The organism is Brevibacterium sp., from assembly GCF_052105255.1.
GTDB classification, from domain to species: domain Bacteria; phylum Actinomycetota; class Actinomycetes; order Actinomycetales; family Brevibacteriaceae; genus Brevibacterium; species Brevibacterium linens_B.
In genome coordinates this window covers 92,361-110,508 of the sequence record NZ_JBQDYQ010000003.1, presented here as the reverse complement: position 1 = coordinate 110,508, position 18,148 = coordinate 92,361, and the positions used below count along the sequence as shown (strand labels likewise).

At 65.5% G+C, this 18,148-nt stretch carries 17 protein-coding genes; 6 read left to right on the top strand and 11 right to left on the bottom strand.

Translation table 11 applies throughout. The annotated features are described in order from the left end of the window. Positions 1-196: 196 nt before the first annotated feature. The 3 genes from ACTIIH_RS01970 to ACTIIH_RS01960 all read right to left on the bottom strand — a co-directional run bounded on the left by ACTIIH_RS01970 (position 197) and on the right by ACTIIH_RS01960 (position 3,786). Positions 197-1,294 carry a GlxA family transcriptional regulator gene (locus ACTIIH_RS01970; protein ID WP_441450242.1) on the bottom strand — a complete coding sequence of 366 codons (1,098 nt, stop codon included), beginning with the start codon at positions 1,292-1,294 and terminating at the stop codon, positions 197-199. A gap of 45 nt (positions 1,295-1,339) precedes the next feature. Continuing rightward, positions 1,340-1,708 (bottom strand): carboxymuconolactone decarboxylase family protein, encoded by a 369-nt coding sequence (locus tag ACTIIH_RS01965; RefSeq protein WP_231488465.1) that lies wholly within the window; start codon positions 1,706-1,708, stop codon positions 1,340-1,342. 149 nt (positions 1,709-1,857) lie between these two features. Then, positions 1,858-3,786: a serine hydrolase domain-containing protein gene (locus tag ACTIIH_RS01960; protein ID WP_441450241.1), complete on the bottom strand. Its 1,929-nt coding sequence runs from the start codon at positions 3,784-3,786 to the stop codon at positions 1,858-1,860. Between the two features lie 300 nt (positions 3,787-4,086). Here ACTIIH_RS01960 and ACTIIH_RS01955 point away from each other — a divergent pair, with 300 nt between their 5' ends. Together ACTIIH_RS01955 and ACTIIH_RS01950 are read left to right on the top strand one after the other, a co-directional pair. Beyond that, the gene (locus tag ACTIIH_RS01955) at positions 4,087-4,503 is read left to right on the top strand and encodes a hypothetical protein (protein ID WP_441450240.1); all 417 of its coding nucleotides are present in this window, start codon (positions 4,087-4,089) and stop codon (positions 4,501-4,503) included. 49 nt (positions 4,504-4,552) lie between these two features. Then, a complete protein-coding gene (locus tag ACTIIH_RS01950) occupies positions 4,553-4,954 on the top strand; it encodes a VOC family protein (protein WP_441450239.1) in 402 nt (133 codons plus the stop codon). A 146-nt stretch (positions 4,955-5,100) separates the two neighbouring features. On the opposite strand, the gene ACTIIH_RS01945 is transcribed toward ACTIIH_RS01950, so the two are convergent. From ACTIIH_RS01945 to ACTIIH_RS01920, 6 genes are all read right to left on the bottom strand, one after another. Further along, positions 5,101-5,721: a response regulator gene (locus ACTIIH_RS01945; RefSeq protein WP_441450238.1), complete on the bottom strand. Its 621-nt coding sequence runs from the start codon at positions 5,719-5,721 to the stop codon at positions 5,101-5,103. Then, on the bottom strand, positions 5,718-7,163 hold the full coding sequence (locus ACTIIH_RS01940; protein WP_441450237.1) for a histidine kinase: 1,446 nt from the start codon (positions 7,161-7,163) through the stop codon (positions 5,718-5,720). Before ACTIIH_RS01940 ends, ACTIIH_RS01945 begins: the two co-directional genes overlap by 4 nt. 191 nt (positions 7,164-7,354) lie before the next feature. Then, positions 7,355-9,682 (bottom strand): MMPL family transporter, encoded by a 2,328-nt coding sequence (locus tag ACTIIH_RS01935; protein ID WP_441450236.1) that lies wholly within the window; start codon positions 9,680-9,682, stop codon positions 7,355-7,357. A gap of 139 nt (positions 9,683-9,821) precedes the next feature. Further along, positions 9,822-10,388, bottom strand: coding sequence for an isochorismatase family protein (locus tag ACTIIH_RS01930; RefSeq protein WP_441450235.1), 567 nt, complete (start codon positions 10,386-10,388; stop codon positions 9,822-9,824). 188 nt (positions 10,389-10,576) lie between these two features. Then, complete coding sequence (locus ACTIIH_RS01925; RefSeq protein WP_441450234.1) at positions 10,577-11,053, bottom strand: DoxX family protein; 477 nt, start codon at positions 11,051-11,053, stop codon at positions 10,577-10,579. 96 nt (positions 11,054-11,149) lie between these two features. Continuing rightward, the gene (locus ACTIIH_RS01920; RefSeq protein ID WP_441450233.1) at positions 11,150-12,196 is read right to left on the bottom strand and encodes a CPBP family intramembrane glutamic endopeptidase; all 1,047 of its coding nucleotides are present in this window, start codon (positions 12,194-12,196) and stop codon (positions 11,150-11,152) included. A 209-nt stretch (positions 12,197-12,405) separates the two neighbouring features. On the opposite strand from ACTIIH_RS01920, the gene ACTIIH_RS01915 reads away from it, so the two are divergent. Continuing rightward, positions 12,406-13,953, top strand: coding sequence for an APC family permease (locus ACTIIH_RS01915; RefSeq protein ID WP_441450232.1), 1,548 nt, complete (start codon positions 12,406-12,408; stop codon positions 13,951-13,953). A gap of 60 nt (positions 13,954-14,013) precedes the next feature. Here the strand turns inward: ACTIIH_RS01915 and ACTIIH_RS01910 are convergent, their stop codons facing one another. Together ACTIIH_RS01910 and ACTIIH_RS01905 are read right to left on the bottom strand one after the other, a co-directional pair. Beyond that, positions 14,014-14,178 carry a hypothetical protein gene (locus tag ACTIIH_RS01910; protein ID WP_441450231.1) on the bottom strand — a complete coding sequence of 55 codons (165 nt, stop codon included), beginning with the start codon at positions 14,176-14,178 and terminating at the stop codon, positions 14,014-14,016. Between the two features lie 13 nt (positions 14,179-14,191). Beyond that, on the bottom strand, positions 14,192-14,458 hold the full coding sequence (locus ACTIIH_RS01905) for a hypothetical protein (protein WP_441450230.1): 267 nt from the start codon (positions 14,456-14,458) through the stop codon (positions 14,192-14,194). A gap of 130 nt (positions 14,459-14,588) precedes the next feature. On the opposite strand from ACTIIH_RS01905, the gene argG reads away from it, so the two are divergent. From argG to ACTIIH_RS01890, 3 genes are all read left to right on the top strand, one after another. Beyond that, a complete protein-coding gene (argG, locus tag ACTIIH_RS01900; protein WP_441450229.1) occupies positions 14,589-16,010 on the top strand; it encodes an argininosuccinate synthase in 1,422 nt (473 codons plus the stop codon). Positions 16,011-16,263: 253 nt separating this feature from the next. Beyond that, positions 16,264-17,070: a DNA alkylation repair protein gene (locus ACTIIH_RS01895; protein WP_441450228.1), complete on the top strand. Its 807-nt coding sequence runs from the start codon at positions 16,264-16,266 to the stop codon at positions 17,068-17,070. Positions 17,071-17,249: 179 nt separating this feature from the next. Next, on the top strand, positions 17,250-17,930 hold the full coding sequence (locus ACTIIH_RS01890; protein ID WP_441450227.1) for a hypothetical protein: 681 nt from the start codon (positions 17,250-17,252) through the stop codon (positions 17,928-17,930). Positions 17,931-18,148: the final 218 nt, after the last annotated feature.

Sequence of the window (18,148 nt, the reverse complement as noted above, 5' to 3'; positions counted from 1 at the left end):
CATGGGCGACTTCCACGCGTGGCAACAGTGGCCAGACAGTCAATCTGCGCAAGGTTCTCGCCAGTCGTATTGCCAGATGCCGAAAGTTTCTGGCCAGAGCCGCTGACGTGTGATCCGGGTCGCTGAAATGTACCGAAAAGCGCCCAGCCCTCACCACTCGAAGCGGCCTGTACTCAGCCCTGGGAAGAGTGCCTTTTCAACCCTGAAAGGAGTGGCGGTAGTCGTTCGGTGAGGTCGAGAGGGTGCGTTGGAAGTGCATCCGCAGATTCGCCCCCGTCCCGAGTCCCACCTGGTCAGCGATCTGCTCGATGCCCAGGTCGGAATTCTCCAGCAGCTCTCGGGCGACATCGACTCGGGCCCTGAGAACCCACTGCATCGGGGTATAGCCGGTGTCTTCGACGAAGCGACGAGAGAAGGTGCGCACGGAGACTCCGGCATTGGCGGCGAGATCGCGCAGGGTGATCTTCTCCCCGATGTGCTGCAGTGCCCATTCGCGGGTGTCGGCGAAGTCGTCGCCAAGAGGATCGGGCACGCTGCGCGGCACGTACTGTGCCTGGCCCGCGCTGCGGTAGGCGGCGGCGACCAGCCGCCGGGCGACCTGGTTGGACAGTCCGACCCCGTGGTCGCTGCGGATGAGATGGAGGCACAGATCGATCGCCGAGGCGGCTCCAGCGGAGGTCAGCAGCTGTCCTTCGTCGATGAAGAGGACGTTCTCGTCGACCTTGATCGAGGGGAACCGTCGAGCAAGCTCCTTCGCCGTCGACCAGTGCGTGGTGGCGCGTCGCCCGACGAGCAGCCCCGTGCGCGCGAGGACGAACGTGCCGGTGGAGATCGCGGCGATCCGCGCGCCGCGTTCGAACGCCGAGAGCAGGGCCCCGATGACCGAAGCGGGCGGTTCGTCCGCCACCGCCGAGGTGGCACCCGGCAGGATGACCGTATCCGCGGCCTCCAACGCTTCGAGACCCCGATCGACGGAATAGTCAAGGCCGTCCGATCCAGCCACTTTGCCTGCGGTGATGCCGCAGACCTCGACTTCATAGGGCCAGCTGCCCGCGGGCACGGTCGTCGTTCGTGCACCGGGGACGGCGGAAGCCGCCTCACCGCTCGGATTCGGCTGGGAGCGGGGAGCCACCTCGGTGCGGGTGCGGTCGGTGGCGGCGTTCGACTCGCGGCCGAAGACCTGGACGGGGACGCCAAGATCCATAGCAGACACCCCGTCCAATGCCAGCACGAGGATGCGGTGCGGGCGGGAACGGGGTGTTCTGCGCGGAAGGGTGCGGGGCTCGTCAGTCATGATCGCCTCTCAGTCTAGGCAATCGGGACTCGCCCCGGTGCGCACTCAGTGCTCGTGGACCCCGGTGAGCTTGAAGCCCAGACGACCGTGGGCATACGCTCCACCGGCGCGGAGAGCCGAGGCGGTCCAGGCGGTCTCGGCCAGTTCGGTCTCTGTGGCACCGGCTTTGACGGCGGCATTCGAATGCGCATCGATGCAGTAGGCGCACTGGGTGGTGAGCCCGACGGCGTAGGCGATGAGCTCGCGGTACTTCAGCGGGATCTCACGACCTTCGGAAGCGAAGACGGCGTTGTTGAATTCGCCGAATGCCTTGAGAATGTCGGGAGTGGTCTCTTTGTAGGCCCTGTCGTACTTGCCGTCGGTCTCGCGGTCGAAGAAGTCGGTCATCGTCGTATCTCCTGTTATCGGTGTCATTCCGATCCTCACGCTACCGATTTCGCTCCTCGGCTGCACGGGTTTCGCCCGATGATGACAACCGCTGTCTTCTGCGGGTGGATCCGTCTCGACTATCCGCGCTGTTTCGAGGTGGATCCGTCCGCAGGAGACACGCGACCCGCTCGGCCTCAGTAGAGCGTGTTGTGGCCGATGAGAGGGGCAGTCTGCGCTCCCGGAAGAGGCGGTTCCTGAGGTGCGGCTGCGGGAGGCGAGACATCACGAGGTGCAACCGCAGGAGACGTTGCTTCACTCAGCGGAGGCATGCGCGCTGCAGATGCAGGGTCTGAAGCTGCCGGCGCTGCGGATGCCGGGTCGGCGGGAGCCGGAGCCACCGGTGCGGCCTCTGCCGGTGCGGGCAGGGTGTCTGCGGGGACCGATTCGACGGAATTCGCGGCCGCCTGCACCGCCTCGGCCGGTGACGCAGCCACCGGAATCGACTCTGCGGCCAGCGCCTCGGCGCTCTCCGCTTCGGGACTGCCGATGCTCGGGTCGGCGGGCGCAGCAGCGCTCGGCGCTGCTGGCGTGGTGCCCGGTGCAGCGTGTCGGGGAGCCGCCTCGGTGGGGGCAGGATCGGCAGGCGTCCGAGCGGTGGTCGGGATCGCCTCGGCGATGGCTTCGAACATGGCCAAGGTGCCGTGCTGGGCGGCCAGGCTCACCGGTTCAGGGTCGCTCGAGAGCTTGACACCGACGGTCTGCGTGGCGCGGTCGATGTAGAGCATCTGCCCATGAATGCCGATGCCGATGACGACGTCCCGGCTGGCCGAAGGCAGCCAGAACTGGCTGCGGTACATGCCGCCCGGATAGGAACGCCCCGACGGGGATGCGGCGAAGATCTTCGCCGAGTCCTCGGCACCGGTGAAGATGTCGTCGACCCATTCCGCCGAGAGCACCCGTTCGCCGTTTTCGGTGGTGCCGCCGCGGGCGATCATCTCGCCGAAGCGGGCGAGGTCGCGCAAGGTCGCGCTGATGGCGCCGTCGGCGATCGATCCGCCCCACCGGTCCTGGCAGACCTGGGCAGCGTGGGCGGCGCCGATCTTCGACCACACGTATTCGCTGGTGACGATGGAGAACGGCTGGCCGGTGACCGTCTCGGCGATCCAGGCGAGCACATCGGTCTCGCAGCTGCGGTAGACGAAAGCCGATCCGTGGTCACGCTCGCTGGTCAGTCTGGTGAGGAAGTTCTTGATCCCGTTCGCCGAGGCGGCCGTCCGCGGCGCGAAATCGACGGCTTCGAACAGGGCTCGGATCTCCGAATCCTTCTCGAGGTATTCCTCGGAGAACTTGATGCCCGAGCGCATGTCGAGCAGGTCGCGGATCGTTGCCCCCGCGTAGCCGCTCTTGGCCAGAGCGGGCACATGCGTGGTGACGAGGTCGGTGGGGCTGAGCAGCCCGGCGTCGGCGAGCGCTCCGATGACGGTGGCCACGATGGACTTGCTCACGGAGAAGAGCATGTGCTGGCGGGCCGGCTTCATCGGCCAGGCGTATTCCTCAGCCAGTGCCACCCCGCCTCGGGTGACGAGCCAGGCGTCGGTGTGGGTGTTGGCCAGGACGTCGCCGACTGTGGTCCAGTCATCGTCGATCGCCGGCCACTTCTCGCGATCGATGGTCAGCGGGCGGAAGTCGTTGTCGTCGGTGACGTATTCGCGCACAGGTCCGATGCCGCGCGGGATGCCGCCGGTCGGGAAGATCTCCTGCATCCGGGTGAGTGCGAAGGCGAAGAACTCCGGCCACTTCCAGGTATCGAGGTCGATGCTCTCGAGCACCGCTTCGGAGGGGTCGACGATGGCGTCTTCGCTGGCCGATTCGAGTTCCCCGACGTGCGGAAGGGTGATATCCGGCGCCGAGGCGTCCGCATCGTCGTCTCCGGACTGCGCAACTGCGGGGCCCTGGGAGACCGGGGGCTGCTGAGAGTCCGCGTCCGCGGATCGGCCGGGAGCTGCCTCGGTGGCGGTGTCTGTGGATGTGTTGATGCCCTTGGTATTGCCGGACAGTGCACCGATGCGGCGGTTCGGCGGGGTCACCGGGCGGGGCGGAAACGTCTCGTCGTCGCCTGCCATGTCACCTCCGCTGTCTCGACCTGGACTGCGCTGCGCATGTGCGCGGCTGTCCCGATGTGCAGGGAACAGACTACCGGTAGGAGGTGAAACTCCGTAGTCGAAGCGGGCCGATTCGGGCAACGCTGCACACACCAGAGTGAAGGTCCGGCTCCCTCACCAGGCGCGACACCGCAGATCATTACCAATCAGTTATTCACCTGACAGTTGGGTTCGAAACCTGGCAGATAACCTCGAAGCACAGTGACTGTCAGAACCGCGACATCAATGCCGATTCAATGTTCAACAGAATGAGAGCTCAGTATGACGATACTCGCGCACGCTTTCACCATGGTCCCCACTGATGATCTCTCTGCCGCTGTCTCCGCCCACGTGGCGGGCGGGCTCAACGTCTATTGGCGGCCCGATCCGCGGACTGCGTTGTTAGGAGTCAACGACCGCGCCTGCGTGATGGTCGAAGATGATCCGGCTGAACGTGCGCTTGGGCCCGGTCCGGTGCTGCTGGTCGACGATGTCACGACGATTAGCCTAGAAAACGCCGCCTCGCGGACCATTTCGCCAGTTGAGGTGCCGGTCGGCAATTATGCCGCATTGAGCCGGGATGGAATCATCCTCCGCTACCTCGATCTGACGAAGCTGGAGGACGGCGTTCCGCGCGCTTGGTTCGAGGACACACACGACACAGCTGGTTGCGAGGAGGACAAGAGCCATGGGAAATGATGCGGGAGTTTCTGCTGTGAAGACTGCGGGTTTCACGTTGTAGGTCTGCGTGCCGACCGGCGAGACCGCCGCAGCGCGATCGTTCTACAGCTCGCTGTTCGGTCGCGAGCCGGAGTTCGAGCCGCACGACGACTTCTTCGAGTGGGCTCCGATCCCCGGCCAAGAATGCTGGTTTCAGGTGTCAGGGAAAGACCCAGCAGCCCCATTGCTCAACCGAGTCCGTTTTCGTGTGCTCGATCTGGGCAAGGCGTTGTCGTTTCTCGACTCCTCCGGGATAGAAGGGTCCGAACCGTCACAGCTGCCTGGAGTCGTCGCTTTTGTCGACTTCGCTGATCCCTGGGGCAATCGGCTCGGCTACTACCAAGACCTGGTGCCAAGTGGGCAACAGCAGGAATACCGAGGCACCTCGGTCAACGATGAAGCGCAGTTCACTCGGTTCACGAACGAGTAATTGAGATCAGCAGGTCCACCCAGCCCGCAAATATAGGTCACCATCGGATACTTTATTCGCTCAGAAGTCTCCGATGGTGACCTATATTCGGCTTCAAACATCCGATAGCGACCTAAACTCGGCGGAGACTGCGAGAAGCGAGGCCTCTACACCAGCCCCTGGTCCTCGGCGACGCGGATGGCGCGGGCACGGGAATCCACCCCGAGCTTCGTGAACACATTGACGAGGTGACTCTTCACCGTCGCCTCGGTGACGAAGAGCTCCTGCGCGATCTGCGCGTTCGACGCCCCTGTGGCCAAGAGTCTGACGACGTCGCGTTCGCGCCGGGTGAGCTTCGGGCTGGGATTGCGCATCGCCGCGAAGACCTTCGACGAGATCTCCGGAGGCATATAGGTCTCCCCCTTCGCCGCCTTCTCGATCGCCGTAGAGATGTCCCCCGGGTCGATGTCCTTGAGCAGGTACCCCGAGGCCCCGGCGTTGATCGCGGCGATGATTTCCGAGTCGAGGTCGAAGGTGGTGAGGATGAGCACCGCCGGCGGGTTCTGCCGTGCCCGCAGCCGCTTCGTCACCTCGATGCCGTCGATCCCCTCCCCCAGCCGCAGGTCGCACAGGACGACATCAGGGTCGAGATCGTCGACAACCGTCAGCGCTTCTTCACCGCTTCCGGCCTCACCGATCACAGCGATGTGGTCCGGAGCATCGATGACGGATTTCAGACCCGCCCGCACGACCGGATGGTCGTCGACGAGGATGACTCGGATGCTCATGCGTTCTCTCCTGGATCGCGGGTCTCCCCTGAATTGATATCACCCTCGCCGAGGCGGCCCGACTCATCCGTGCCCGCCCCGTCCGAGCCTGTGCCCTCACCCTCGCCGAGGCGGCGGCCCGAATCCGCGTCCGTGCCCTCGACGGCGGGGTTGAGTCCCTCACCCCGGGTGTGCACCTGGGATTGGCTGGGCAGGGTCGCGGAGATCGCGAACCCGGAGCCCTGACTCGATTCGATGACGAGTTCACCGCCGAGTTCGCGCATCCTGGAGCCGATGAAGTCGAGGCCGAATCCCGAATCGGGGTTCCGCTGCCGGTTGTGCGGATCGGCCATTCCGACCCCGTCGTCGACGATGTCCATTCTGATCGCCCCGTCGAGGTCCATGAGGCTGACCATCACTCGTGTGGCCTGCGAATGCTGGCGAACGTTGGCCAGAGCCGATTGCGCGGTCCGCAGCAGCGCCACCTCCGCCTCGGCGGACAGGGTCGGCAGGGTCTCGTCGACGTCGAGGCGACCCGTGATCGAGCTGTCCTCCTCCAGCCTGGCGAGCAGCCGCCGGATCGCCGCGGTCAGCGCACCGTCCTCGAGTTCGGCCGGGGCGAGGGCGGCGATGATGCGGCGGACGTCGCGGGAGCTCTGCGCGGCGAGGTCCTCGACTTGGGCGAGCACCTGCCCGGCGTGGTCATCGGTGGTGCGCTCCGCCTCGGCGTGGGCGATGAGGCGGATCGACGAGATCGACTGCGCGATCGTGTCGTGGATGTCGCGGGAGACACGGGTGCGCTCCTGGATCTCGCCGGCATGCCGCTGAGTCAGGGCGAGTTCGTCCTGGAGGTCGAGCAGGTTCTGGTGGGCGAGTTCGAGGGAGCGCAGCAGTTCCTCCCGGCGACGACCTTCACGGAGGAGTTCGATGTAGCCGCGGGAGAGCCCCAGCGCGAAAACGGCACCGATGAGCGAGCCGATGATGCTCGGCGGGAGCACCTGACCATAGTGGGCCAGCGGCGCGACGATGGTCGCGATATAGGTCAGGGCAGTGAAGACGATGGCGATGCGCAGGGAGAAGAGGTGACCGGCGAGCAGCCAGAGGAGGAAGGCGACCCAGATGAACTCGGCGGAGACGAGCAGGGTGCACAGCCACGCTGCGGCGAGGACGATGAGCCACCATTTCGCCAGCACCAGCGCTCCGGTTCGGGCAGCGCGGACCGCGCCCAGGGCGTACCAGGCGAGGAAGACGACGCTCACGGCGATCGCGGCGAGCATCGGGGCGCCGGTGGTGATCGCGCGGATGCAGGAGATGAGCACGAGGACGAGCGCGATGGCATGTTGGCCGATCTCCATCGTCCGTTCCGTCCATCTGCGCCCGCCCACGCTGCCACCTTCCTGCAGATCCGCCTCGTAGGCGTTGGTGCCGAGGCGATGCTGTTGCGTACGTTGGTCCGTACTCACGATTCTCCCTGCCAACTCAACCACATCCCGGTGGCGAAGTCGTGTGAATGCCCGCGGTCGGTGGCACGCCGGGCGACGAAATGGTGCGAAGGCCGGGCCTCCGCCGGCGGTGCGGGCCCGGACGATGAGTCTCCCCGCCGCCCGGGCCCGGCAACTCACTTTGACATGTGTTCGAGGCTCGACCCGCGAAGTCAGTGCCGACCGCGGTGTGAGCCGGAACCACTGTTTGCGTGCTCCTGCTCGGCGAGCAGGTGGGTCGGCTCCGAGTCGACGGCGGAACCGTCGACGTCATCTGCCTGCCCGGGACCGGCAGCGCGGCCAGCGCCACCGGCCTCACCACCAGCACCACCCTCATCGAAATGAGTGATCTCCTTGTTCGGCCACCACATCCTGTCGCCGACGAGTCCGAAGATCGAGGGCACGATGACGGTGCGGACGATGATCGTGTCGACGAGCACGCCGACTCCGACGATGAGGCCGAGCTGGCCGAGGACCATGAGAGGCAGCATGCCCAGCGCCGCGAACACTCCGGCCAGGACGATGCCGGCACTCGTGATGACTCCACCGGTGTGCGCGACGGCTTCGACCATGCCCTGGCGTCCGCCGTGGACGACGGACTCCTTCTTCGCCCGGTGGGCGAGGAAGATCGAGTAGTCGATGCCGAGAGCCACGAGGAAGAGGAACGCGAGGATCGGCACCTGCGCATCGAGGGCGGACTGGCCGAAGATCGTCCGTGACAGGAAGGCACCGAGCCCGATCGCCGCAGCCGAGGACACCACGTTGACAAGCAGCAGAGTGAACGCCGCGATGGGGGCACGGAGGATGCCGAGCAGGATGATGAAGCTGATCGCCAGGACCATCGGGACGATCGTGAAGAAGTCCGTCTGGTTGCCGTCGCGAGCGTCGAGCTCCGTGGCCGCGGCGCCGCCCACCTGAGCGTCGGCTCCGTCGATGGCGTGGACGTCGCTGCGGATGTCCTCGACGAGGTCGAGTCCCTTCGCGCTGTCGGGTTCGTATTCGCCTGTGACCATGATCTTCGTGACCGAGGTGCCATCGATGTTCGTGTCCTCGATCGGCGCGGCGCGCACGACGCCGTCCATATCGCTGACCGTATCGACGACGTCATCGGCATGGTCGGTATCGGCGACGATCCAGATCGGCTGGGATTCGCCGGGTGGGAAATGGTCGGCGAGGACGTCGAGGCCTTGAGCCGATTCGGACTGGACCCGGAACTTCTCGGTCTGGTCAAGACCAATCGAGGACCCGATGAAGCCGGTGGCCATGACACCGAGGATGACGATCCCGGCGCCGAGGTGGAGCCCCGGTTTGCGCACCACGCGGGTGGCGATCGTGCGCCAGATCGAGGGCTTGGCCGCACCCGCAGGTGCGGTGCCATCCCCAGGTGCGGTTCCACGGTTCGCGGCGGCCGCCTCGGCCGGGGTCGTCTCTTCATCCGCGGTCCGCTCGTCTTTCGGGATGAAGGGCCAGAACATCGTCTTTCCGCAGATCGCGAGCACGGGCGGCAATGCGAAGAGGACGGCGGCTGCGGAGATGAGCAGTCCGACGGCTGCGGTGATGCCCAGTCCGCGGGTGCCGGGGATGATTGCGAAGACGAGGCTGAGCAAGGACAGGACGACGGTGAGGTTCGACGCGAGGATCGTCGACGCGGTGTGGGTCCAAGCTTCGGCGAGTGCTGAGCGGTGGTCGACGAAGCGACGCAGCTCCTCGCGGTAGCGGGAGATGAACAGCAGCGCGTAGTTCGCGCCGGCGCCGAAGACGAGAACGCTGATGATGCCCGCATCGAACTGCAGGTCGAGCCAGTCGCCGACGGCCGCGGTCACGGTCGAGGCGAGTCCGTCGGCGGTGCCGATGACGATGAGCGGCAGCAGCCACAGGACCGGCGAACGGTAGGTGATGATGAGCAGCAGCGCGACGATGACGATGGTGACGATGAGCAGGGTGAAGTCCGCACCGTTGAACGCCGAGGCGATGTCGGCGCCGATCGCGGGACCGCCGGTGACCAGCAGAGACATACCGTCGTCTGTGAGCGACTGAGCGGTCGGGTCGTCGGCGATGGCGGTGCGCAGGTCGTCGACGGTCTTCGCGGTGTCCGAGTTCGTCAGGCCCACCGTGATCGGCACCATGAGCAGCGCGGCCTGTTTGTCGTCGCTGAGGATCGGTCCTGTCACGGTCTCCGAGGATTCGTCGCCGACGGAATCGCCGAGCGAGCCGCCGAGCTTCTTCAGCTGCGCCTGGTCGTCGGCAGAGAGTTCGGATCCGTCCTCATTCGACGCCACGACCATGACGGACTGTTTGTCCGCCTCGGGGAATTTGTCGAGGATTGTCTGGGCCTGCGTCGATTCGGAGTCGGCCGGAGCAGTTTCGCTGGGTCGGTCCTTCCCTGCCCCGGACAGAAGTCCGAAGAGCAGAGCGACGAGCACGACGATCCCGCCGAGGACGAGCCACGAACCGCGCTTCGATGTCAGCGTATGTGCGGTTTTCGCCAGTGGTGAGTTCATGACTCCAGTCCATCAATCTAAGGAGTCACACACATCGCCTGCGAGTTCGGATTCGATCTGCAACTTTCGATGGAGAAAATGCCCTGACCTGGGGTGATGCTTGCGGCTGAGGTTACGGCACGGGTGGAGAGTCAGCGGCTCAGGCGAGCTCGCCCCCTGCCTTTTCGACCTCCGCGAGTGCCGCCGTGCTCGAGTCTCCCCCGACGCCCGCGATGAGGTCGGTGAGCACTCGAACGCTCAGTCCCGCGTTCAGCGCATCGAGGGCCGAAGCGCGTACGCAATGGTCGGTGGCGATGCCGACGACATCCACCTCGGTGATGGTGAGTTCGTTGAGAAGCTCGCCGAGGCGGCTCCCCGTTTCCGTGATCCCCTGAAAAGCCGAATAGTCGGGTTTGCCTTGCCCCTTGCGGATCTCGTGGGTGATGGCAGAGGTGTCGAGGAGCGGGTCGAAAGCTGCGCCCTCGGTGTCTGCGACACAGTGGACGGGCCAGGACTCGACGAAGTCCGGGGAGTCGCTGAAGTGGCCGCCGTTGTCGTTGTCGGCATCGTGCCAGTCGCGGGAGGCGATGACGGCGTCATAGTCGCCGGCATGTGCGGCGAGGTGGGCGCTGATGCCTTCGGCGACGGCGTCACCTCCGGTCACACCGAGCGCGCCGCCTTCGGTGAAGTCATTCTGGACATCGACGATGAGAAGTGCCTTGGCCATGCCTTGAGCATAGGCGTTTCCCGGCCGATTTTCAGGGGGGCGGCGGATTCGGTTGAAGGCTGGTGCGACTGGTGGTGGGCGCGCCAGGTGCTGAGCGAACGCCGAGATGCGGACGATCTGTGCTGAAATTCACCGAGGTTGTCCGCACGGATCGTCCGCAACTTCGAGCACACAGACCATCACTGACCTCAGGCCTGCTTGAGGGCGCGCTTCTCGGCCTTCTTCGCTGCCTTCTTTGCGGCCTTCTCGATGGCCTTGGCGTTGCCACTGTCCCCGGCGATGAGAAGCAGTCCGCCGAGGGCCGCGAGGTTCTTCGAGAACTGGGTCTGGTGGGCCTTCGCGTCGCCGCCCTCCATCTCCCAGAACGAGTGCCCGGCCAGCGTGGTCGGGATGAGGGACCCGGCGAGCGCCAGTGCCGAGAGTCGCGGCTTGATGCCGAGCAGGAGGGTGGCACCGGCGAGGATCTGCACGCCGCCGTTGATGCGCACGAGCAGCTCGTTGTCATCGGGCAGTCCGGGGACGAATTCGCGGATGGAATCGAGAGTCGATTCGGCCATCGCCACCTTGCCCGCGGGATCCTTCACAGCCGAGAGTCCGCCGGTGATGAAGATCGGTGCGGTGAGCATACGTCCTGCCGTCTGCAGCAGCGATGGGCCAAAAATCACAAGGGACTCCTTAGGTCTATGGGGTTTTGAGCCTAACGGACGCCGGGGCCGTGCCTCAATTTCGAGGCCGGCCCCGGCGTCATATTTCGATGGTGATCAGACGGTCTGCCGGTGATCTGGTGCGGCGGGGGCGGCTTTCTTGATTCCCAGCTCCGGCTGCCTCCGGAACTGCCCCGTCCGAACGAGTGTGGCGATGACGACAGCGGAGATGATCCAACCCGAAACCCCGAGGAGAGTCATGAGCGCCGGGTCGGGAGTCGAGGCCCCCGCATCGATGACCAAGGCCAACAACATGCCGGTGGATCCGTTGAGTGCCGCGTGAGCGAAGACCGCCGGCCAGACGGATCCGGTGCGCAGGCGCAACCAGCCGAAGAGGATGCCGACCATGATGCAGCCGCCGACCATGAGTCCCAGGCCGATGATGTCGGGGCGGTTGAAGTTGTAGCCGAGCAGGATGAGCGGTGCATGCCACAGTCCCCAGACCACGCCGACGATGAGCAGAGCCGGCCAGGTGCCCAGGGGGCGGAGGCTGGTGAGCAGCCACCCCCTCCAACCGAATTCCTCACCGATCGTGACGAAGCAATTGGATATCGAGCCTGCGAGCATGAGCAGCAGATAACCGAGGATAGCCACCGCAATCGGCACCGACTCCATGCCCGGGAGTGTGGCCAATTGTTCCTTGAACGCGGACAGCCCGGTGAGGTCGAGCGTGAGCCATCCGAACGCCGCGCTGACCAGATAGCCGAGGACGACGAGAACCATGATGCCGAAGAAGGCCGCGATGGTCACCCCGATGACTCGACCGAAGGGACGCAACGGCCAGAAGCCGAAGTAGCGGGCAGCGCTGGCCAAGACCTCTCCCCTGGCACGGGCGCGGCGGCGCTGGACGATGGAGGCGATGATGCTGGCGACCAGAGGTGTGAACATCATGAGTCCGCCGAAGACCGTCACGGCGAGCGGGTCGCTGATGCCCTCGCCCGAAGTCCACAGCGGCAGGCAGGCCAGCCACGCGAGGCCGAAGGCGATGACGGCGAAGATGCCGATCTCGAGCCACGGGACCCGGGAGGGCGCGACGGCGAGTGGTCGCCCTTTCGCGTCGACCTCCTCGGCGAATCCTGCCTGAGTGTGCGTCTGCGTATTCACGATTCCTCCTTGCTCCTACACGGCGTCCGCGGTTTCATCGGTGGTCCGTGCCTGTGATTCCACGCTATGACTCACCGTCGTTCGGTACCTCCGCCACGAGGCGGAAATCGCGATCAGCCGCACGGACGAGAACGCTTCCGCAGGTGAGAATCGGAGATACGATGTGAACAGCACAGGATCAACGACGATTCGAATGAAGGAACTGCATCATGTCCGATCTCCCCTCGAATGCCCACCATCCCGCGGGCGCTCACACCTCCGCGGGCAATCGTGCCGACGGCCATCTTTCCGATTCCGACCACCTCGCCGTCCTCGGCTACGGTGACTCGTTCGAGCGGTCGATGAGCCCGTGGGCGAACTTCGCCCTCGGCTTCACCTACCTCTCACCGCTCGTCGGCGTCTATTCGCTGCTGGCCGTTGCACTGTCGACCGGTGGTCCGCCCTCGATCTGGTGGATCGTCATCGTCGCCTGCGGGCAGCTGCTCGTCGCCCTCGTCTTCGGTGAAGTCGTCTCCCAGTTCCCCATCGCCGGCGGAATCTACCCATGGGCGAGGCGGCTGTGGAGCAAGCGATATGCGTGGATGGCCGCCTGGATCTACATCTGCGCACTCATCGTCACGATCACCTCGGTGGCGGAATTCGGTGCTGGATTCCTCGCAAGCCTCTTCGGCCTCGAACTCAGCCGCAACTCCACTCTGTTCCTCGGCCTGGGGTTGCTGGTGCTGGCCTTGGCGATCAACTTCTCGGGCACGAAATGGTTGGCCCGCATCGCGCGCATCGGCCTCTTCGCCGAACTCATCGGCGTCATCGGGCTCGGCCTGTTCCTGCTCATCTTCGAACGCAAGCACAGCTTCTCCGTCTTCTTCGACACCATGGGAACCGCCGGTGACGGCAGCTACCTGCCCGTCTTTATGGGAGCCGCAGTCGCTGGGCTCTTCCTCTTCTACGGATTCGAAGCGTGTGGCGACGTCGCCGAGGAGGTGTCGAATCCGGCCCGCGGCATTCCGAAGGCGATGCTCATGACGATCTTCGTCGGAGCGATCTCCGCACTGTTCTCCTTCGGCGGGTATGTGCTCGCGGCACCGAATCTCGAGGAGATCGTCGCCGGCGAGGTCGCCGACCCGATTCCCGCGATCCTCGCCGGCAGCCTCGGCGATGTCGGTGCGAAGATCTTCCTGCTCGTTGCGATCCTCGCGTTCATCTCGTGCGTGCTCAGCCTGCAGGCCGCCGCATCGAGACTGATCTTCAGCTTCGCCCGTGACGGCATGATGCCCGGGCACACGTGGCTGTCGAAGGTCACCGACGGAACGAAGATCCCACACAACGCCCTCATCGTCGCCTGCACCGCACCCGCTCTGATCTGCGTGCTCATCTGGTTCAACGACGGAATCCTCGTCGCCGTGACCTCGTTCGCGATCCTCGGCATCTACCTCGCCTTCCAGATGGTCGTCCTCGGGGCGCTGCGTCAGCGTTTGCGCGGGTGGAAACCGGCGGGGCCGTGGTCGCTGGGAGGCTGGGGCATCGTCGTCAACATCGCGGCCTTGGCCTACGGCATCTTCGCGATGGTCCTGCTCTCGCTTCCCGGCGACTCCGGATCGTTCTTCGCCGACTGGATCGTGCTCATCGGTCTGGTCGTCGTGCTTGTCTCCGGATTCATCTACCTGTTCACGGCACGTCCGGATCGGAAGTCCGACGCTCCCGAAGGTGACGCCATCGCCGTCGCCGAGGCGATCCGCGCCCACCGCGCGAAGCTGTAGGTGGCGCTGGGTCGGGCGTGGATCTTTCCGGCGAACGGGGTGAGGCGCGGCGGCCCCGGATCAGACCCCGAACTCTGGCGCGAAGGCCAGGGCACCCGCAGGCACCTCGCCGGCCAACGACATCGCCATGAGCGCCTCGTCGGGAACCTCGACGTGCAGGGTGATGCCGAATCCCGAGGCCGGTGTGAACCCGAAGCGCGGGTAGTACTCGGGGTGACCGAGCACGACGGCGAATGCCTCACCGCTGCGGGCCGCCTCGGCGAGGAGCGCCTCGATGACGGGGGTGCCGGCGCCGGTGCTCGGGCCACACGGAACAGGGCGCGAGGCAGACTCCGGGCGCCTCTCCGACGAAGCACCGGGAGAGCATGGCGTGGGCGATGACCTCACCATCGAGGACGCCGACGAACGACAGGCCCTCGATTCCGTAGCCGGATGCGTGGATGGCATCGATGTCACCGGATGTCTCAGTGCGGACGGTGAACTGAGGTGCGGGAAGTTTCGTCACCTGTTCACGATAGCAATCGGCGGGGCCGCCTCGGCGAGATTCCATCGCCTCACTCACCCCACTCACATAAAAATACATTCCAATGCATAACAATTCGACATTCGGCGGCGAATGCCGTTACGCTGGTGCCATGTCGAAAGTACTGTCTTCGCTCCCAGTCGGTGAGCACGTTGGAATCGCCTTCTCCGGCGGACTGGACACCTCCTGCGCGGTCGCGTGGATGCGCCACAAGGGGGCCATCCCGTGCACGTACACGGCCGATATCGGCCAGTACGACGAGCCCGACCTGGACTCGGTGACCGAACGCGCCAAGGAATACGGTGCCGAGATCGCCCGCTTCGTCGACGCCAAGCGTCTGCTCGTCGAGGAGGGCTTCGTCGCCCTGCAGTGCGGTGCGTTCAACGTCCGCTCCGGCGGCAAGACCTACTTCAACACCACTCCCCTCGGCCGTGCTGTCACCGGCACGATGCTGGTGCGCGCCATGAAGGAAGACGGCGTCGACATCTGGGGCGACGGCTCGACCTACAAGGGCAACGACATCGAGCGGTTCTACCGCTACGGACTCATGGCCAACCCGAAGCTGCGCATCTACAAGCCGTGGCTCGACTCGGAGTTCGTCGATGAGCTCGGCGGCCGGCAGGAGATGAGCGAATGGCTCGTCGAGCACGGCTACCCCTACCGCGACTCGGCCGAGAAGGCCTACTCCACGGATGCGAACATCTGGGGCGCCACCCACGAGGCGAAGACCCTCGAGTTCCTCGACGCCGGACTCGACATCGTCGAACCGATCATGGGCGTCGCCGCCTGGCGTGACGACGTCGAGGTCAAGTCCGAAGAGGTCTCGGTCCGCTTCGAGGCCGGCCGCCCAGTCGCCATCAACGGAGAAGTCTTCGACGATCCCGTTGCCCTGGTCTTCAAGGCCAACGAGATCGGCGGCCGCCACGGCCTGGGCGTGTCCGACCAGATCGAGAACCGCATCATCGAGGCGAAGTCCCGCGGCATCTACGAGGCTCCGGGCATGGCGCTGCTGCACGTGACCTATGAGCGCCTGCTCAACGCCATTCACAACGAGGACACCATCGCCCTCTACCACGAAGAGGGCCGCCGCCTCGGCCGCCGGATGTATGAGGGACGCTGGCTCGACCCGCAGTCGCTCATGCTGCGTGAGTCCATGCAGCGGTGGGTCGCCTCGGCGATCACCGGCGAGGTCACCCTGCGCCTGCGCCGCGGCGACGACTACACGATCGTCAACACCGAGGGCCCGAACCTGTCCTACCACCCGGAGAAGCTGTCGATGGAGCGCGTGGGCGATGCCGCCTTCGGCCCCGAGGACCGCATCGGCCAGATGACCATGCGCAACCTCGACATCGCTGATTCGCGTGCCCGTCTCGAGCAGTACGCGGCCATGGGCATCGTATCCGGGCCGACCTCGGAACTCGTGGGCTCACTGGAGGCCGGCGGCGCCGAGGAGATCGCGAACTCCACTGTCGACGTCGACGAGGCCAGCGACCGCGCAGGCCTGTCCGCCGCCTTCGACGCAGGAACGGACTGAGGTCACGCGCCCGACGCCGGTGCCGGTAGGGCTGAGCCCCGTCCGCGCCGGATGGTGAAAGACTTCCGGAGACACTGCGCAGCATGAGACTCGCGGCCTCCGGTTGAGAACAGAGAACGGCCGGCAGGCGCACTCCCCGATCAATGTGATCGACGGAGTCCGCCTGCCGGCCGTTTCGCATTCACCGCGAGCTGCAGCGCCCGCGTCCGCACGATGCCGTGCGGTGCGGTGCGACCGTGGAATGATTCGTTCCATGACCTCCGATTCCCGGTACAACGTCCAGACCCTCGCCGAGGCGGTCGACCGAGATCTGCGCGCCCGTGGCAGCAGCGAACGCGCCCAGAAGGAGAAGGCCTACCTCAAGAGCGAACTCCTCCATTACGGGGTGAGCGTGCCCGATACTCATGCCGTCGTTCGCACCGCTCTGCGCACAGCGAAGCTCAGCCACGATGAGGTCATCGATCTCGCCCGAACCCTCTGGGCCGCGCCGACGTCGTCGGACGACTCGGCCGGCAACGCTGAACCAACGGACACAGGCGCCGGGCCAGCAGGGCACCCCACACCCGTCCACGAGCGACGCGCCGCGGCCACAATGGTACTCATCCAGTCGAAGGACCGCCTCGGCGGCGGGGATGCGGATTTCATCGGGGGCCTACTCCGCGAGGCGATGACCTGGGCGCTCGTCGACCCTCTGGCCGGGGACCTCATCGAGCCGTTGAGCGAACGGGATGCCGCTTTCGACCCCGCCCTGGAGCGCTGGGCGAGCGATGAGGATTTCTGGATTCGCGACTCGGCCCTGTTGGCGCACCTGGTCCCGCTGCGACACGGCCGCGGCGACTTCGACAGGTTCTCCCGATTCGCCGATGCGATGCTCGAGGAGAAGGAATTCTTCGTCCGCACGGCCATCGGCTGGGTTCTGCACGATACCTCGCGCAAACGCCCCGACCTCGTCTTCGACTGGATCCTCCCGCGTGCCCACCGTGCCTCGGGAGTGACGATCAGGGAGGCCGTCAAACGCCTGTCGACGGAACAGCGTGAGGCCGTTCTCGCCGCCAGATGACTCGACGCCCGGCCGCCGGTGGGCCAAGTCCCAGCTATCTGACTCCACCCCTGCCGACCGGAGGGTGGCCGGGCAGTTGTCGTGCTGCGTCCTCGGGGTTGCCGGTCAGCTCGACGACTCCGCGATCGAGCGCGACCTGAGCCAGCTGCGCATACCCCGCCGCCGAGGCGGCCCGAGCGATGGCCTCGACCGCCGCGCCTGCGGGGCGTCGGCCGGTCCCCGCGAACCAGATCCAGCGACCGTCGATCGACCGTGGAATCGGGTCGAGCGCCAGTGTGAAACGTCTGCGTCCGCGCCTGGCGTCCTCGGCCGAACAGGCAACGAAGTGGACACCATTCCTCGTCCACCACGACGCTCGCGGCGTCGACTGCGACCTCTGCCCCCTGCAGCCTGACTTCTTTGAGATATCTGTTCGCACCGGCGACCCCGGCAATGCTGCCGGGCGTGATCTGCTGATAGGGAATGGCGTAGGGACGACTGCCAGGAGCAATGGAACCGACAAGGATCCCGCGCTCACAGACGATGAGTCGCTCACCCGAGAGATAGAGAAGGATCAGACCGAACATCACCGCGAAGATGATGCCCGGAGCAACCGCCAGCAGCGGCATCTCCCCCGGGTTGATGAATGTCAGAGCTGTGAAGAGCACCCACCCGAGGACGAACCCCGTCACGGTCTTCGGACCGGGCCGGTCGGCGACCACCTCGATGACCTCACCGAGCTCTTCACGATGGCGACGGGCTTTCCTCATCTCAGCACCCAACAGAACCCAACCTCCGGATCAGAAGTCATGTTCAACCCGGTGTTGCCCTGCTGCCTGCTGGGCAAGCCGGCTATTCTGTACACACATTTTGGCCTATAAGCCATCAGATCGACCCGACTCCAGGCACACGAAAAAGTCCCTCACCAGCAATCCTGCCAGGTGAGGGACTCTCCGTCTGTGCGCCACGAGGGATTCGAACCCCCAACCTTCTGATCCTAAGGTTGGGTTTTCGCCCAAGAGAGCCAACCTTCCATCACCCAATGTCGTGCCCCTCCCCGAGCGGTCGCCGGCTCCCGTCGTGCCGCTGCGTCCGACCC

Excerpts from the sequence above, each read along its gene's own strand:
- ACTIIH_RS01970 (WP_441450242.1), bottom strand. The coding sequence starts at position 1,294 with ATGACTGACGAGCCCCGCACCCTTCCGCGCAGAACACCCCGTTCCCGC.
- ACTIIH_RS01965 (WP_231488465.1), bottom strand. The coding sequence starts at position 1,708 with ATGACACCGATAACAGGAGATACGACGATGACCGACTTCTTCGACCGC.
- ACTIIH_RS01960 (WP_441450241.1), bottom strand. The coding sequence starts at position 3,786 with ATGGCAGGCGACGACGAGACGTTTCCGCCCCGCCCGGTGACCCCGCCG.
- ACTIIH_RS01955 (WP_441450240.1), top strand. The coding sequence starts at position 4,087 with ATGACGATACTCGCGCACGCTTTCACCATGGTCCCCACTGATGATCTC.
- ACTIIH_RS01945 (WP_441450238.1), bottom strand. The coding sequence starts at position 5,721 with ATGAGCATCCGAGTCATCCTCGTCGACGACCATCCGGTCGTGCGGGCG.
- ACTIIH_RS01935 (WP_441450236.1), bottom strand. The coding sequence starts at position 9,682 with ATGAACTCACCACTGGCGAAAACCGCACATACGCTGACATCGAAGCGC.
- ACTIIH_RS01930 (WP_441450235.1), bottom strand. The coding sequence starts at position 10,388 with ATGGCCAAGGCACTTCTCATCGTCGATGTCCAGAATGACTTCACCGAA.
- ACTIIH_RS01915 (WP_441450232.1), top strand. The coding sequence starts at position 12,406 with ATGTCCGATCTCCCCTCGAATGCCCACCATCCCGCGGGCGCTCACACC.
- argG (WP_441450229.1), top strand. The coding sequence starts at position 14,589 with ATGTCGAAAGTACTGTCTTCGCTCCCAGTCGGTGAGCACGTTGGAATC.
- ACTIIH_RS01895 (WP_441450228.1), top strand. The coding sequence starts at position 16,264 with ATGACCTCCGATTCCCGGTACAACGTCCAGACCCTCGCCGAGGCGGTC.
- ACTIIH_RS01890 (WP_441450227.1), top strand. The coding sequence starts at position 17,250 with ATGGCCTCGACCGCCGCGCCTGCGGGGCGTCGGCCGGTCCCCGCGAAC.